The organism is Klebsiella sp. (assembly GCF_027492335.1).
GTDB classification, from domain to species: Bacteria; Pseudomonadota; Gammaproteobacteria; order Enterobacterales; family Enterobacteriaceae; genus Klebsiella; species Klebsiella huaxiensis.
Window position 1 is genome coordinate 1 of the sequence record NZ_JAPUEW010000042.1, and the last position, 15,531, is coordinate 15,531.

General features: G+C 59.1%; 15 protein-coding genes and 1 pseudogene. 11 read left to right on the forward strand and 5 right to left on the reverse strand.

The features are described 5' to 3' along the window. On the forward strand, window positions 1-275 hold a 275-nt coding region (locus QVF11_RS11950), incomplete at its 5' end, for a hypothetical protein (RefSeq protein WP_287857093.1). After that, the gene (locus tag QVF11_RS11955) at window positions 272-1,012 is read left to right on the forward strand and encodes a substrate-binding domain-containing protein (protein ID WP_287857095.1); all 741 of its coding nucleotides are present in this window, start codon (window positions 272-274) and stop codon (window positions 1,010-1,012) included. The genes QVF11_RS11950 and QVF11_RS11955, both read left to right, overlap by 4 nt. Here QVF11_RS11955 and QVF11_RS11960 read toward each other — a convergent pair. From QVF11_RS11960 to QVF11_RS11975, 4 genes are all read right to left on the reverse strand, one after another. Next, window positions 996-1,745 (reverse strand): ABC transporter ATP-binding protein, encoded by a 750-nt coding sequence (locus tag QVF11_RS11960; RefSeq protein ID WP_287857097.1) that lies wholly within the window; start codon window positions 1,743-1,745, stop codon window positions 996-998. The genes QVF11_RS11955 and QVF11_RS11960 overlap by 17 nt on opposite strands. Next, entirely contained in the window at window positions 1,745-2,749 is a 1,005-nt protein-coding gene (locus QVF11_RS11965) for a FecCD family ABC transporter permease (protein ID WP_287857099.1), read from the reverse strand. The genes QVF11_RS11960 and QVF11_RS11965 overlap by 1 nt, the downstream gene beginning before the upstream one ends. Continuing rightward, window positions 2,739-3,800 (reverse strand): ABC transporter substrate-binding protein, encoded by a 1,062-nt coding sequence (locus QVF11_RS11970; protein ID WP_287857101.1) that lies wholly within the window; start codon window positions 3,798-3,800, stop codon window positions 2,739-2,741. The genes QVF11_RS11965 and QVF11_RS11970 overlap by 11 nt, the downstream gene beginning before the upstream one ends. Window positions 3,801-3,898: 98 nt before the next feature. Further along, complete coding sequence (locus QVF11_RS11975; RefSeq protein WP_112213437.1) at window positions 3,899-4,705, reverse strand: DNA-binding transcriptional regulator; 807 nt, start codon at window positions 4,703-4,705, stop codon at window positions 3,899-3,901. A gap of 190 nt (window positions 4,706-4,895) precedes the next feature. On the opposite strand from QVF11_RS11975, the gene QVF11_RS11980 reads away from it, so the two are divergent. From QVF11_RS11980 to QVF11_RS12020, 9 genes and pseudogenes are all read left to right on the forward strand, one after another. Beyond that, window positions 4,896-6,560, forward strand: a complete 1,665-nt coding sequence (locus QVF11_RS11980; protein ID WP_112213438.1) for a bifunctional 3-(3-hydroxy-phenyl)propionate/3-hydroxycinnamic acid hydroxylase — start codon at window positions 4,896-4,898, stop codon at window positions 6,558-6,560. A 1-nt stretch (window position 6,561) separates the two neighbouring features. Next, a complete protein-coding gene (mhpB, locus tag QVF11_RS11985; protein ID WP_287857104.1) occupies window positions 6,562-7,506 on the forward strand; it encodes a 2,3-dihydroxyphenylpropionate/2,3-dihydroxicinnamic acid 1,2-dioxygenase in 945 nt (314 codons plus the stop codon). Between the two features lie 17 nt (window positions 7,507-7,523). Continuing rightward, complete coding sequence (gene mhpC / locus QVF11_RS11990; RefSeq protein WP_287857106.1) at window positions 7,524-8,390, forward strand: 2-hydroxy-6-oxonona-2,4-dienedioate hydrolase; 867 nt, start codon at window positions 7,524-7,526, stop codon at window positions 8,388-8,390. Between the two features lie 9 nt (window positions 8,391-8,399). Further along, entirely contained in the window at window positions 8,400-9,206 is an 807-nt protein-coding gene (mhpD, locus tag QVF11_RS11995) for a 2-keto-4-pentenoate hydratase (protein ID WP_142514023.1), read from the forward strand. Beyond that, a complete protein-coding gene (mhpF, locus tag QVF11_RS12000) occupies window positions 9,199-10,149 on the forward strand; it encodes an acetaldehyde dehydrogenase (protein ID WP_142514022.1) in 951 nt (316 codons plus the stop codon). Before mhpD ends, mhpF begins: the two co-directional genes overlap by 8 nt. Then, entirely contained in the window at window positions 10,146-11,162 is a 1,017-nt protein-coding gene (gene mhpE, locus QVF11_RS12005; RefSeq protein ID WP_181485926.1) for a 4-hydroxy-2-oxovalerate aldolase, read from the forward strand. The genes mhpF and mhpE overlap by 4 nt, the downstream gene beginning before the upstream one ends. A gap of 74 nt (window positions 11,163-11,236) precedes the next feature. Then, entirely contained in the window at window positions 11,237-12,433 is a 1,197-nt protein-coding gene (gene mhpT, locus QVF11_RS12010; protein WP_287857109.1) for a 3-(3-hydroxy-phenyl)propionate transporter MhpT, read from the forward strand. Between the two features lie 251 nt (window positions 12,434-12,684). After that, a complete protein-coding gene (locus QVF11_RS12015; protein ID WP_287857111.1) occupies window positions 12,685-13,443 on the forward strand; it encodes a purine nucleoside phosphorylase YfiH/LACC1 family protein in 759 nt (252 codons plus the stop codon). Between the two features lie 60 nt (window positions 13,444-13,503). Next, window positions 13,504-13,730, forward strand: a pseudogene (locus tag QVF11_RS12020) (hypothetical protein); the annotation flags it as partial. 220 nt (window positions 13,731-13,950) lie between these two features. Here the strand turns inward: QVF11_RS12020 and QVF11_RS12025 are convergent. Beyond that, on the reverse strand, window positions 13,951-15,531 hold the full coding sequence (locus tag QVF11_RS12025; protein ID WP_287857113.1) for a rhodanese homology domain-containing protein: 1,581 nt from the start codon (window positions 15,529-15,531) through the stop codon (window positions 13,951-13,953).

Here is a 15,531-nt window from a genome sequence, read left to right on the forward strand (position 1 = left end):
AATTTATCGTCAAAATCGGTGTTGCAAAAACGGGAGTGACCATAGATTCCGTTTTATATACCCGTCATACTTCAAGTTGCTTGTACGTTGGCTACGGATTACTCGGCCCATCCATGGGCCTCGCCCTTACGGGCCGTCGCAAGCGACGTTCAAATCTGCTCCCGGCAGATTTGTCGTTCACCCCAGTCACTTACTTCAGTAAGCTCCTGGGGATTTTCTCACTTGCCGCCTTCACGCAACTCGAATTATTTAGGGTAGAGCGATTGTTCTTATGACCATCTCTTTAACGCTGCTGGCGGCGGGAAGCCTGAAAAGTGCTTTTATCCCGCTGCTGGCACGTTTTCAGCAGCAAACCGGCATCCCGGTCGATGTTCATTTTGGTCCAGCAGGCCTGCTGCGCGAGCGCATTGAGGCCGGAGAACCCTGTTCGGTGTTTGCTTCAGCCAACGTTCAGCATCCGCAGGCGCTGCGCCAGGCCGGGCTGGCCGGGGAGTGCCATTCGTTCGCCCGTAATCAGCTTATGCTGACTGCCCGGCGCGGCGCGGAAACAGACCGGCGGGACTGGCTGGCGCTTCTCAGCGATCCGAGCTTACGCCTGGCAACCTCCACTCCGGGCTGCGACCCGTCGGGTGACTATACCTGGCAGCTTTTTTCCCTGATTGAACAACGTTGCCCCGGCGTGGGGGGCGCCATTATGGCCCGCGCTCAGCAACTGGTGGGGGGACGAGACTCTCTTACCATACCTGCCGGTGAAACCGCCGGAGCGTGGCTGATTCGCGAAAACTTAGCCGATTTGTTTATTGGCTATGCGCATTACGCTACGCAGATGACGGCGTGCGATGACCTGCTTACCCTCGTCATACCGCCGTCGTGGAATATTTGCTGTGACTATCAGCTGGCGCAGATTGAACAGAGTGCCGGTGCGCAGCAGCTGTGCCGCTTTATCCTCGGCGCAGAGGGCCAGCGCTTCCTGAAAAACGCCGGTTTTTTAGCTATCAACGATGAATGGTAAACTGCGGGGCCAGCAGCGGAACCGCCGATCCGGGATGATTGATTTTGCGCACCGGTAAACCATAAGCGCGCTGAAGGTTCTCTTCCGTCAGCACGTTGGTGGATTCGCCTGCCAGCCATTGCCCATCCGGTAACAGAAGCAAGGTATGGCTTGCCACCTGCAGAGCATGGGTCGGGTCGTGAGTGGTAAACACCACAGTGCGCCGCTGGCGGTGGGCGAGGTCGCTGATTAATTGCAGTACCACCTGCTGGTTGGCCAGATCCAGCGCCGAGCAGGGTTCATCCAGCAGGATATTCTGGCTGGCTCCCACCAGCGCTCTGGCGATCAGTACCAGCTGCTGCTGGCCGCCGGATAGCGAACGAAACACCTTACCGGCCAGCGACGCGATGCCGAGCTGCATCAGCGCTTCCTGCACCTGGCGCTCATCTTCCGCTGACGGCTGAGCGAACAGATTGACGTGGCGGGCACGGCCCATCAGCACCATGTCGCGCACCTGCCAGCTAAAAGCCGGGCGAAAAGATTGCGGCACAATAGCAATACCGCCCTCGCAGGTAAACTGACCGCCGAGCGGCGTCAGCACCCCGGTCAGCGTATCAAGCAGGGTGCTTTTGCCGCGCCCGTTTGCGCCGAGTACCGCCCAGATATCGCCGGAACCGCACTGTAAACTCAACGGCGTAAACAGCGGCTGGCTATGACCATATAACAGGTCGGTTAAACGCAAGGAAAGCGTCATCAGAATGCCCCTCTGCGCCGTGAATGTACCAGCAGATAAGTGAACAGCGGCGCGCCAAGCAGGGCAGTAATAATGCCAATGGGGATTTCGGCCTGGGTTAGCGTACGGGCAAGGTCATCGACGACAATCATAAAACCGCCGCCAAGCCAGAAGGCGGTGGGCAGAAGACGCCGATGATCGGCCCCCACCAGCAGCCGCGCCAGATGCGGAATAACCAGTCCGACCCATGCAATGCTGCCGCTTACCGCCACCTGGGCGGCAACCAGTACCGCGCAGCATACCAGCACGCCGCGACGTAAAGCGGTAACGGAAACCCCCAGCCCGCGCGCATCTTTGTCCTCCAGCGCCAGCAGGTTGATCCGCCAGCGCAGCTTAAAGAGCACCGCCGCCGCGCAGCCCACTGGAATTGCCATGATCAGCACTTTGTGCCAGTTGGCGGTGGCGAAGCTACCGAGCAGCCAGAACACAATATTCGGCAGCGTTTCTTCAGTATCGGCCAGGTACTGCATCAGGCTCACCAGGGCAGCAAAAAATCCGCTGAGGATAATCCCTGAGAGGATCAGCACCAGCGTGCTTTCCCGACCCTGAAGCGCGGCAATCAGGTACACCAGAATCAGTGCGGCAAGACCGAAGAAAAAGGTTGAGGTCATCATCAGAACGGTATTAAGCCCCAGCAAAATCGCCAGCGTACCGCCGAAAGCGGATCCGGAGGTGACGCCGATGATATGCGGATCCACCAGCGGGTTCTGGAACACTCCCTGTAAGGTGGCTCCGCACAGCCCCAGCGCGCCGCCGGCCAGCAGCGCCATCACAATCCTTGGCAGCCTCACTGACCAGACAACCTGTCCGGCCACGCCGTCAACGGGCGAAAGATGCGCCAACTGGCGGAAAACTTCCGCCAGACTTAATGGATATTGGCCAAAACAGATTGAAGCGACGGCAATTAACAGCGTAACCAGTGCGAGGGTGCATTGCAGCAGGGCCGGGTGGCGATTACTGAGCATCTGGGGTCCACTTCACGCGATAGAAACGCTGATAGTAATCCTGCGCTTTCGCATCAACATCGACGTTGTTATAGCGGGACGGGTAGAGCTTTTTCGCCATCCACAGTTCGCCAATAGCCAGCGCTTCCGGCATCGGGTAGCCCCACGCCTTGGCGTATTCCGGCATCAGCCACACGCGGTGGTTTTTCACCGCGTCAATGCTTTGCCACTGCGGGTCGTTCTGGATCTGTTTGACGACGTCCGGATAGCGGTCCTGGACAAAAATCACCTCAGGGTTCCACTGCAGCACCTGCTCCAGCGAAACCTGGCGTGCGCCTTTCACGCTGGCGGCAGCGACGTTCAGCGCCCCGGCGTGCGTCATCATCAGGCCGGTATATTTACCTGAACCATAGGTGTTGAGATCCGGATTGGCCATATATACGCGCACCCGCTGGTTTTCCGGGATATCGGCGACCGGCGCATTGGCCTGCTTACGGGCGCTAAAGGTGTAGTTAATCAGATCTTCGGCCTGCGTTTTGCGATCGACCACTTCGCCAATCAGGCGGATACCCTGTTTCAGGCCCTCGTTGTAGGCCTGCTCTTCATCGGCCATCGTCGGGTTCATTTTGTTTTTCTCGCCAGCGGCATCCTGGCGCAGCGAGACGGCCACCACCGGGATCCCGGCGTTCTGGATCTGCTGGATCATCGCCTGCGGCGCATAGTTGGCGACGAAGACCACCTGCGGATGCAGCGCCAGCAGACTCTCGATATTGACCTGAGTCAGATCGCCCGGCATCGGCAGTTTCTCAATACCCGGCATAAAGCGGGCAAACTGCGGGCCGAGCTGCTTTTTCCAACTGCTCATGACGCCGACGATATCGTCAGCGGCGTTAAGCTGCACCAGCAGGTTTAAGGTCTGGTGCTGAAGCACCACGGCGCGGGTGACGTGGTCGGGGAGAGTGACTACACGACCTAACTGGTCGGTGACGGTACGGTCGGCAAAAGCCTGGCTGGCGAACAGGCTGGCGCTGAAAAGCGTCAGGGCGAGGAGAAAACGCGGCTGTTTTGACATGGAATGGCTCGGTTATATAAGGATTATCGCTATGCATTAAAATATATAGCGACGCCGAGCGCAATTGTTACCGGGCCATTTACCCCTTCAGGACAAGGCTATTCGTAAAAAACCTCTTCATCGGCCATGCGTTCTTCGAGCTGGCTGGCCACTTTTTGCAATGAGGCGAGATACTTTTGTGCCGCCTGGTCGATGGTCATGGCTTTGGCCATATATACGAGGTTCAGGCAGCCAATAACCCGCTGTTGGCTACGGATAGGGACGGCAATTGAGGCGATTTTTTCCTCCTGCTGCCAGCTGCGAAAGTTCTCACCGTAGCCGTTTTGCCGGGTGCGTTCGAGAATGGTGGTCAGTTTTTCCGGCTCACGCGCCAGTTGGTACTCCGCTTCCGGGCGCGCGGCCAGCATCTCGATGATTGGGTTTCGTTCATGTTCCGGGGCGAAGGCCAGCCAGGTCAGCCCGGACGCCGTCAGCAGCAGCGGCAGACGGCGGCCGACCATCGCACGGTGGAAGGAGAGGCGGCTGAAGCGGTGGGTGGTTTCGCGCACCACCATCGCATCGACGTCAAGCGTGGTGATGTCAGTTGGCCATAGAACCTCCCGCAAAAGCTCACCAAGCAGCGGCGTGGCGAGGGCAGAAATCCAATGTTCGTCACGAAATCCCTCACTTAACTGACGAACTTTAATCGTCAATCGAAAGCTATCATCGGAGCGGCTGCGGCGAACATATCCTTCATCCTGTAGCGTTTCCAGCAGTCGTCTGACGGTGGTGCGATGCAGGCCGCTAAACTCGGCCAGGGTGCCAACCGTCGCGCCTCCGTCGAATTTATTTAACAAGTTTAATAACAATAATCCGCGGCTTAATCCGCGTACCGTCTTGTAATCTGCTGACGAATTTTCGCTCATGTTGCCTCGATAAAAATCATTTTAAACAATCATGTGCACCTGGTGCATATCTGATGATGTTTTGATTGTAGCGCAAATTACCAAACCTATACTGACCTCACTATAAAAATATATTCACATTTAATTAACAAATTGCCGCATTGATGTTTTCCAGATAGCGGCAATTTGTCCGAAGCGTGAGGTTTTGAAAATGACAACATCTAATCCTGATATCCAACCGGCCGTGCAGCATACCGCCCAGGTGGCGATTGCCGGTGCTGGCCCTGTTGGTCTGATGATCGCCAACTACCTGGGGCAAATGGGCGTCAGCGTGCTGCTGATTGAGAAGCTGGATTCACTGATCGATTACCCCCGCGCCATCGGTATCGACGATGAAGCGCTGCGGGCGATGCAGGCCGTCGGACTGGTGGACAACGTGCTGCCGCACACCACGCCGTGGCACGCCATGCGCTTTCTGACTCCGAAAGGGCGCTGCTTCGCCGATATTCAACCGATGACCGACGAGTTTGGCTGGTCGCGGCGTAACGCCTTTATTCAGCCGCAGGTTGACGGGGTGCTGTACGAAGGCCTCAGCCGTTTTCCCCACGTCCGTTGCCTGTTTTCCCGCGAAGTTGAAGCCTTTAGCCAGGATAGTGACGGTGTCACGTTAAATCTGCAAGGCAGCGATGGCGAGCACGAAACCGTACGCGCCGACTGGCTGGTGGCCTGCGACGGCGGTGCCAGCATTATTCGCCGCACGCTGAATATTCCCTTTGAAGGGAAAACCGCGCCAAATCAGTGGATTGTTATCGATATCGCTAATGATCCTCTGGCCACTCCGCACGTCTATCTGTGCTGCGACCCGGTGCGCCCGTATGTCTCCGCCGCGCTGCCACATGGCGTTCGGCGATTTGAATTTATGGTGATGCCCGGTGAAACCGAAGCCCAGCTTAGCGAGCCGGGCAATATGCGCCAACTGTTGAGCAAGGTACTACCGGACCCGGACCACGTCGAACTGATCCGCCAGCGCGTCTATACCCATAACGCGCGCATTGCCGAACGCTTTCGCGTGGATCGCATACTGCTGGCGGGCGACGCCGCGCACATCATGCCGGTCTGGCAGGGGCAAGGTTACAACAGCGGCATGCGCGATGCCTTCAATCTGGCGTGGAAGCTGGCGCTGGTGGTGAACGGCAAAGCCGGAGAGTCGCTGCTCGATAGCTACCAACAGGAGCGACGGGACCACGCGAAAGCGATGATCGACCTGTCGGTCACTGCCGGTAACGTCCTGGCACCGCCGAAACGCTGGCACGGCGCAGTACGCGACGGTATCTCGTGGTTACTCAACTATCTGCCGCCGGTAAAACGCTACTTCCTCGAAATGCGCTTCAAGCCGATGCCGCAGTATCGCGACGGCGCGCTGCTGGCGGAAGATGAAGGTAAAAGCTCCCCGGTTGGCAAAATGTTTATCCAGCCAAAGGTAACGCTTGAGAACGGTCAGGTCACGCTGCTGGATGAGGTGATTGGCGCGAACTTCGCCATCCTCTGCTGGGGTTGCAACCCGCTCTGGGGACTAAATGAAGAACAGATTTCCCGCTGGCACGCTGTCGGGGTGCGTTTTATCCAGGTGGTACCGGAGGTACAGATTCATTGCGACCAGGACAACGTGCCCGGCGTTATCCGCCTCGGCGACACGCAAAACCGTCTGAAAAGCTGGTTTGCGCAGCACGATACCGCCATCGCCGTCGTGCGTCCGGACCGCTTCGTCGCCACCGTGGCAATACCGCAAACCCTGGGCAATAAGCTTGATGCGCTGGCGAGCAAAATGCAGTTAGCACCCGCGCCATCCACAACAACGATGGAAAAGGTGGCCTGATATGAATGCTTATCTTCATTGTCTCTCGCATACCCCGCTGGTGGGCTATGTTGACCCGGAGCAGGCGGTGCTGGACGAGGTCAACGGCGTGATTGCCGAGGCGCGGGCGCGAATTGCCGCCTTCGACCCGGAGCTGGTGGTGCTGTTTGCCCCGGATCACTACAACGGCTTTTTCTACGACGTGATGCCGCCATTCTGTCTAGGCATTGGCGCAACCTCTATTGGCGATTTCGCCAGCGCCAGCGGCGAGCTGCCGGTACCGACGGCGCTGGCAGAGGCCTGCGCTCACGCGGTGATGAAAGACGGTATCGACCTGGCGGTCTCTTACTGTATGCAGGTGGATCATGGCTTTGCGCAACCGTTGGAGTTCCTGCTCGGCGGGCTGGATAAGCTGCCTGTTCTGCCGGTGTTTATCAACGGCGTGGCGACGCCGCTACCGGGCTTTCAGCGCACCCGGATGCTGGGCGAAGCCATTGGTCGCTTCCTTACCACCCTCAATAAACGCGTGCTGATCCTCGGTTCCGGCGGGCTTTCGCATCAACCGCCGGTACCGGAGCTGGCGAAAGCCGATGCCCATATGCGCGACCGGCTGCTGGGTAGCGGCAAACAACTGCCGCCTGATGAGCGCGAGCTGCGTCAGCAGCGGGTAATCGGCGCGGCGAAGCAGTTTATTAAGGATCAGAACTCGCTCTATCCGCTCAACCCCATCTGGGATAACCGCTTTATGAGCCTGCTGGAGCAGGGACGACTGGCTGAGCTGGACGCCGTGAGTAACGAAGAGCTGTCGGCGATGGCGGGGAAATCGACGCACGAGATTAAAACCTGGGTGGCTGCCTTTGCCGCGCTATCCGCCTTTGGCAACTGGCGCAGCGAAGGCCGCTACTACCGGCCAATCCCCGAGTGGATTGCCGGATTTGGCTCGCTGAGCGCCACCACGCAGAACTGAACTAACGGGAGAATATCATGAGTTACCAACCGCAAACCGAAGCCGCCACTAGCCGTTTTCTCAACGTTGAAGAGGACGGAAAAACACTACGTATTCATTTTAACGACTGCGGCCAGGGGGATGAAACCGTGGTCCTGCTGCACGGCTCCGGCCCCGGTGCCACCGGCTGGGCCAACTTTAGCCGCAATATCGATCCGCTGGTCGAGGCGGGCTACCGGGTGATTCTGCTGGATTGCCCCGGCTGGGGGAAAAGCGACTCTATCATCAACAGTGGTTCCCGTTCAGACCTGAACGCCCGGGTGCTGAAAAGCGTGATTGACCAACTGGATATCAGCAAAGTGCATCTGTTGGGCAACTCGATGGGCGGCCATAGCGCGGTGGCCTTCACCCTGAGCTGGCCCGAGCGCGTCGGCAAGCTGGTGCTGATGGGCGGCGGAACCGGCGGCATGAGCCTGTTTACGCCGATGCCGACGGAGGGCATCAAGCTACTGAACGGCCTGTATCGTGAGCCGACCATCGAAAATCTGAAAAAGATGATGAACATCTTCGTTTTCGATACCCGCGATCTGACCGAAGCGCTGTTCGAAGCGCGCCTCAACAATATGTTGTCGCGGCGGGATCACCTGGAAAATTTCGTTAAAAGTCTGGAAGCCAATCCGAAGCAGTTCCCGGATTTTAGCCCGCACCTCGGCGAAATTAGCGCCCGGACTCTGATCGTCTGGGGGCGCAACGACCGCTTTGTACCGATGGACGCCGGGCTGCGTCTGCTGGCGGGCATTAACGGCTCCGAGCTGCATATCTATCGCGACTGCGGCCACTGGGCGCAGTGGGAACATGCGGAGAGCTTCAACCAGCTGGTGCTCGATTTTCTGGCGCGGAATTAAGGAATCGTGATGACAACGTTATCTCTTGAACAACTGGCGCAGCGTCTGCGTGAGGCGGAAACCCACGGGCAGGCCATTGAACCGCTGCGCGATATTCTCGGCGTCGACAACGCCGAGGCAGCCTACGCCATCCAGCGTATTAACGTACAGCACCACGTCGCCATGGGGCGCCGGGTGGTAGGGCGTAAGGTGGGACTGACCCATCCTAAAGTGCAGCAGCAGCTGGGCGTTGACCAGCCGGACTTTGGCACTCTGTTTGCCGACATGTGCTACGGAGATAACGCCAATGTGCCGTTCTCCCGCATCCTGCAGCCGAAGGTTGAGGCCGAAATCGCCCTTGTGCTCAAGCATGACCTGCCGCATGCCGACACCACCTTTGATGAGCTGTACGCCGCTATCGACTGGGTGCTGCCCGCGCTGGAAGTGGTCGGTAGCCGCATTCGCGACTGGTCGATTGGTTTCGTTGATACGGTAGCCGACAACGCTTCCTGCGGTGTCTACGTGATCGGCAGCCCGGCGCGCCGACCGGAGGGGCTGGATCTGAAAAACTGCACCATGCGCATGACCCGCAATCAGGAGGAAGTCTCCAGCGGACGCGGCAGCGAGTGCCTGGGCCATCCGCTGAACGCGGCGGTATGGCTGGCGCGCAAAATGGCCAGCCTTGGCGAGCCGCTGCGGGCGGGCGATATCGTGCTGACGGGTGCGCTGGGGCCGATGGTGGCGATTAACGCAGGAGATCGTTTTGAAGCCCATATTGAGGGTTTAGGTTCAGTGGCGGCAACGTTCGTCGCGCAAGAGGAAGGTCGTCATGAGTAAACGTAAAGTCGCAATTATCGGCTCCGGCAATATCGGTACCGATTTAATGATCAAAATTCTGCGCCACGGGCAGCATCTGGAGATGGCGGTAATGGTCGGCATCGACCCGGAATCCGACGGCCTGGCCCGCGCCCGGCGCATGGGTGTCGCCACCACCCACGAAGGTGTCGGCGGTCTGATGCAGATGGCGGAATTTGCCGACATTGACTTTGTTTTCGACGCCACCAGCGCCGGGGCGCACGTGAAAAACGACGCCGCGCTGCGCGAAGCCAAACCGGGAATTCGCGTTATCGACCTGACTCCGGCGGCTATCGGTCCGTACTGCGTACCGGTGGTCAACCTTGATGCCAATCTGCAACAGGGAAACGTCAATATGGTGACCTGCGGCGGCCAGGCGACCATCCCGATGGTGGCCGCGGTGTCTCGGGTAGCGAAAGTGCACTATGCGGAAATCATCGCCTCGATTGCCAGCAAATCCGCCGGGCCGGGGACGCGGGCCAATATTGATGAATTTACTGAAACCACCTCACAGGCCATTGAAAAAGTCGGCGGCGCGGCGAAGGGCAAAGCGATTATCGTGCTGAACCCGGCGGAGCCGCCGCTGATGATGCGCGATACCGTTTATGTGTTAAGCGAAGACGCGTCGCAGCAGGACATTGCCGCCTCGATTGAGAAAATGGCGGCGGCGGTGCAGGCCTATGTGCCGGGCTACCGCCTGAAACAGCAGGTGCAGTTTGAAGTGATCCCGGAAGATAAGCCGGTGAACCTGCCGGGCGTTGGCCGCTTCTCCGGCCTGAAAACATCGGTTTATCTCGAAGTCGAAGGGGCAGCGCACTACCTGCCAGCCTACGCGGGCAACCTCGATATTATGACCTCGGCGGCGCTGGCAACGGCGGAGAAAATGGCCCAGGCAATGAACGGCGCAGCGGGAGAAGTAGTATGAACGGTAAAAAACTCTATATCTCAGACGTGACCCTGCGCGACGGGATGCATGCCATTCGCCATCAGTATTCACTCGATAATGTGCGCCAGATTGCCCGGGCGCTGGACAGTGCGGGGGTGGATTCGATCGAAGTGGCGCACGGCGACGGCCTGCAAGGCTCCAGTTTTAACTACGGCTTTGGCGCGCACAGCGACCTGGAGTGGATTGAAGCGGCGGCGGAATCGGTCAGCCAGGCGAAAATCGCCACTTTACTGCTGCCCGGTATCGGCACCCTGCACGACCTGAAAAACGCCTATCAGGCTGGGGCTCGGGTGGTGCGCGTCGCCACTCATTGCACCGAAGCGGACGTCTCGGCACAGCATATCGCCTTCGCCCGCGAGCTGGGCATGGACACCGTTGGCTTCCTGATGATGAGCCATATGACCACTCCGGAACAATTGGCACAGCAGGCGCTGAAGATGGAATCTTATGGCGCGACCTGTATCTACGTGGTCGATTCCGGCGGGGCGATGAATATGAACGACATTCGCGATCGTTTTCGCGCCCTGAAGGCGGTGCTGAAACCGGAAACTGCCACCGGTATGCATGCGCACCATAACCTCAGCCTCGGCGTTGCCAACTCCATCGCCGCGGTGGAAGAGGGTTGTGACCGCATCGACGCCAGCCTGGCAGGGATGGGCGCAGGAGCAGGCAACGCGCCGCTGGAGGTGTTTATCGCCGCTGCCGACAAACTCGGCTGGAACCACGGTACCGATCTCTACGCCTTAATGAACGCTGCCGATGAACTGGTGCGCCCGCTACAGGACCGTCCGGTGCGCGTTGACCGCGAAACGCTGGCGCTGGGCTATGCCGGGGTGTACTCGAGCTTCCTGCGCCATAGCGAAGTGGCGGCGGCGCGCTACGGCCTGAGCGCGGTGGATATTCTCGTCGAACTCGGCAAGCGGCGGATGGTGGGCGGTCAGGAAGATATGATCGTCGACGTCGCGCTGGACCTGCTTAATCGTAACAAATAGAAGAAATGCGCGGCTGGCAACGTATCAGCCGCCATTCACCTGCTCCGATTGTCCGGATATCGCAAAGGTACCCTATGACCCAAACCACGACTGCAAGCAATTCACGCCTGATGTTAACCGTCGGGCTCTGTTTTATGGTGGCCCTGATGGAAGGGCTGGATCTGCAGGCGGCAGGCATTGCCGCCGTCGGCATGGCGCAGGCCTTCGCGCTGGATAAAATGCAGATGGGCTGGATTTTTAGCGCCGGGATCCTCGGCCTGCTGCCCGGCGCGCTGGTGGGCGGCATTCTGGCGGATCGTTATGGCCGCAAGCGCATTCTGCTGGGTTCGGTTCTGCTCTTTGGCCTGTTCTCCATCGCCACTGCGCTGGCGTGGAATTACCCGACGCTGCTGCTGGCCCGGTTGTTGACCGGCGTTGGGCTGGGCGCGGCCCTACCCAATCTGATTGCTTTAACTTCCGAGGCCGCTGGTCCGCGTTTTCGCGGCAGGGCGGTGAGCCTGATGTACTGCGGCGTGCCGATTGGCGCAGCGCTGGCGGCGGCGCTGGGTTTTTTCGGCCTCGCTTCGGCCTGGCAAACGGTATTCTGGGTTGGCGGTGTCGTTCCGCTGCTGCTGGTGCCGTTATTAATGCGTTGGCTGCCGGAATCGCCGGTCTTTCAGCGCAGCGTGGAAGGCGTGCCGTTGCGTACGCTGCTCGCGCCGGGTAACGCCACCGCCACGTTGCTACTGTGGCTGTGTTATTTCTTCACGCTGCTGGTGGTGTATATGCTGATTAACTGGCTGCCGATGCTGTTAGTCGGTCAGGGTTTCAGCGCCAGCGAGGCGGCGGGCGTGATGTTTGTTCTCCAGTTTGGTGCTGCCTGCGGCACGCTGCTGCTGGGGGCGCTGATGGATAAGCTCAGCCCGCTGTGGATGTCGCTGCTGATATACACCGGCATGCTGGCGTCGCTGCTGGCGCTGGGCACTGCATCGTCTCTTGGCGCGATGCTGTTTTCAGGATTCGTCGCAGGGCTGTTCGCCACAGGCGGGCAGAGCGTACTGTATGCCCTGGCGCCGCTGTTTTATCGCACCGAAATCCGCGCGACCGGCGTGGGGACTGCGGTGGCGATAGGGCGTTTAGGGGCAATGAGCGGCCCGCTGCTGGCGGGAAAAATGCTCGCGCTGGGCACCGGCACCCTTGGCGTGATGGCGGCTTCTGCTCCCGGTATTTTGCTGGCAGGTGCGGCGGTGTTCTGGCTGATGAGCCGACAAAAACGCGCGGCGCTGGCCTGAACATTTTGGCCAGTGCGGAGATATTCCCGGGGGCGGCGCGGAAAAGCTGCGCCTTGCCCGGGCTACCTGACTGCGGACGCTTGTCGCTTGTAGCCGGGGGAGCGCCATAATAAAAAGGCGCTCAAAACCGTTCCCTCGCCCCTTTGGGGAGAGGGTTAGGGTGAGGGGAAACCGGTGCGCTGTCCTCCACCTTGCGCATCCACCCACTTTGACATACGTTAAATCATCATCCATTGATTCTTTCGGGCATCATGTCTTTTACATCCCGCTTATTGAGCGATATCCCCGGCATCCGCTACGCCTTTCTCGATGTTCATGAAACTGCCGCCTTTCCCTACGGCGAAATGGCGCCGGTCAAGCTGGTTCACGGCAACGTCGTACATCACTATCAGGCCCCGCAGGCCGAACGTCCCCACGCCGACGCGATGTTTACCGCCGTCAGGGGGCAGAAGGTGGGGGTGATGACCGCCGATTGCCTGCCGCTGCTGATGGCTTCGCGAGACGGGCGCTATATCTGTAGCGTCCACGCAGGCTGGCGCGGCGCAGCCAGCGGGATCATCGAAAATAGCCTTGCGCTATTTCGGCGTTATCAGGTTTCTCCCGAAGAGCTGGTGGTGGTGAGCGGGCCGCATATTCATCCGTGTTGCTACGAAGTCTCCAGCGATTTTTATCAGATGCTGCTGGCAATGCCCGCGGGCGAACTGGCAAAACGCCATCATGAATCGCTTTTCCTCTCTTGTCAGCCGTCTTCTGATGGCGAACAGGCCCCTGCAACCGTTAGCGAGAATTTATGGTTCGACCTGCAAGCCTTTGCCCATCTTTTGCTGCGCAATGCGGGCGTGCCGGATGAAAATATGGAGTGGCTGGGGAGCTGCACCTACTGCACGCCGCAGTCGTTGGGGTCGTTTCGCCGCCGCACCCATACGCCGGCAGAGAAGTCGTTCCAGTACTCCTGGATCATGCGCGAGCCGGACAGTGATGTGTCGATGAGACGAAATGATGATTGCTGATGTGTAACATCGGCGGGCGTTTGCTATCTCTGCACTCCTTCAAATAAGGAGGAGTGCAAAATGAAATTGAACTCGTTTGCTCTAAGTCTCACCCCGCTGCTGGCCGCCAGTACTTTTCCCCCCATACCGGTCCGCAAGCGCATGTGGTCTGTGCGTATCACCATACGCTCGGCGATGACGCCATTATGATGTTCGGTAAGCCGAATCAGGCCATGTGGCATGACTTTTTCGGCAACACTCATACCGATGCGGTGTCTACTTACCAGACTTTACGCGACCAGCCGGAGATCTGATTTCGGTAGGTGCCGAGAAACTCCCGGGGCGGTGCGATAAAGTCATGGGTTATTCAGGTTCACAAACGACGGTTGACCTGTAGCCCGAGCAGGCGCTTTGCGCCGCCTCCGGGAGCCAATTTCCCGGAGGCGATGCTACGCATCTGTCCGGGCCACCGGCCCGCAGGTGGCAGTGAATTGGTAGCCCTGCTAAGCGCAGCGCGAGCAGGGGGATTCACAATACCTTAAACCCGTGCGTGCCATCGCGTGCCAGCTGCTCCACCAGGCCGAACTCCCAGTCGAGGTAGGCCTGCATTGCCGCAGGGGAGTTATCGGTTCCTTCATATGGACGGCGATAGCGATCGCTACGCGGCGTCGCCAGATGCGTCTCGCCATGCTCCAGCGCCAGCCCGGCGCTAATCCATGCCAGCGTTCCGCCGCTCAACAGCCGCACAGGTTTACCGGTTAATGCCGCCACTTCCGGTACCGCGTATCTTGCCAGCAGGCTGCTGCCGCAGGTGACAACGTAACGTTCCGCTGATGGGATTGTCTCCAGCGCCTGATGTAGCTGTGAACGTACCAGCCAGTACGCGCCGGGAATATGTCGGGCGACATAGTTGGCGCTGGTGGTGAAATCCAGCACCACGGTACCTGGCTCCCGTAGCTGTTCCGCCAGTTGCAGTGGCGAAATCTCCTCCGCCTGCGGTCCCGGAGGGACGCTGATGGCCGGGGTCTCGCGCTCGCTAAAATCATCCCGCCGTACATCGTTTAATACCGCCACCTCCCAGCCCATCTGCGCCAGCCAGGAAGCGGTTATCGGTGCACGAATCTCATCATCGGCAACCAGCACAATCCGCGCCCCGCGCACGCTGGCGAAATGATCGGTTTCCTGCACCAGTTGCCCGCCGGGAGCGCTCACGCTCTGCGGCAGATGGCCCGCCGCGTACTCTTCCGGGCTGCGTACATCGAATAGATACGTGGTACGTTCGGGCTGCCGCTGCCAGCGTTTAACGGTGTCAGTATCGATAAAAATCACACCCGCGCGTTCGGCCAGCTGTTTCACCTGCGCCACGCGTTCGGCTGAGGTGTGAAAATCTGCATCATAGCGTCGCTGCTGACCGTGTTCGAGTTCAAGCCCGGCTAAGGTCCAGCCAATGGTGCCGTTACGCAGCGCGTAGACCGGATTGGGCAAACCGGCGTTAAGTAACGACTGCGTACCGATAATGCTGCGGGTGCGGCCTGCGCAGTTGACGATAACCGTGGTCTGCGGCGAAGGGAGCAGCCCCTCAATACGCAGCGCCAGCTCTGCGCCAGGCACGCTGATGCTGCCGGGAATATTCATGGTTTGATACTCATCGAAGCGGCGCGCGTCGACGATAACCACCTCCTGAGGGCTATCGATTAATGCTTTCACTTCTTCGGCGCTCAGTGAGGGAGTATGCCGTTTACTCTCCACCAGCTCACCAAATGCCTTGCTCGGTGAGTTGACGTCCTGAAACAGCTCTCCGCCGCTGCGCTGCCAGCCCTGTAGACCGCCCTCCAGCAGCGCAACATCCTGATAACCCCAGTTTTTCAGGCGTTCCACGGCATGTTCCGCCAGGCCTTCGCCGTTGTCATAAACGGTAATCGGCGTTGTCAGGAGCGGTACACGACGGAAAATGTCCAGCTCCAGTTTACTAAGCGGCAGATTGGCGGCAAACAACGGATGATTACGGGCGAATTCCGCTTCTTCGCGAACGTCGAGCAGCGCCAACTCCGTGCCGTCAAGCAGCGCCTGGCGCAACTGTGCGGTCGGGCGATAAGAATAGGTGGGCAT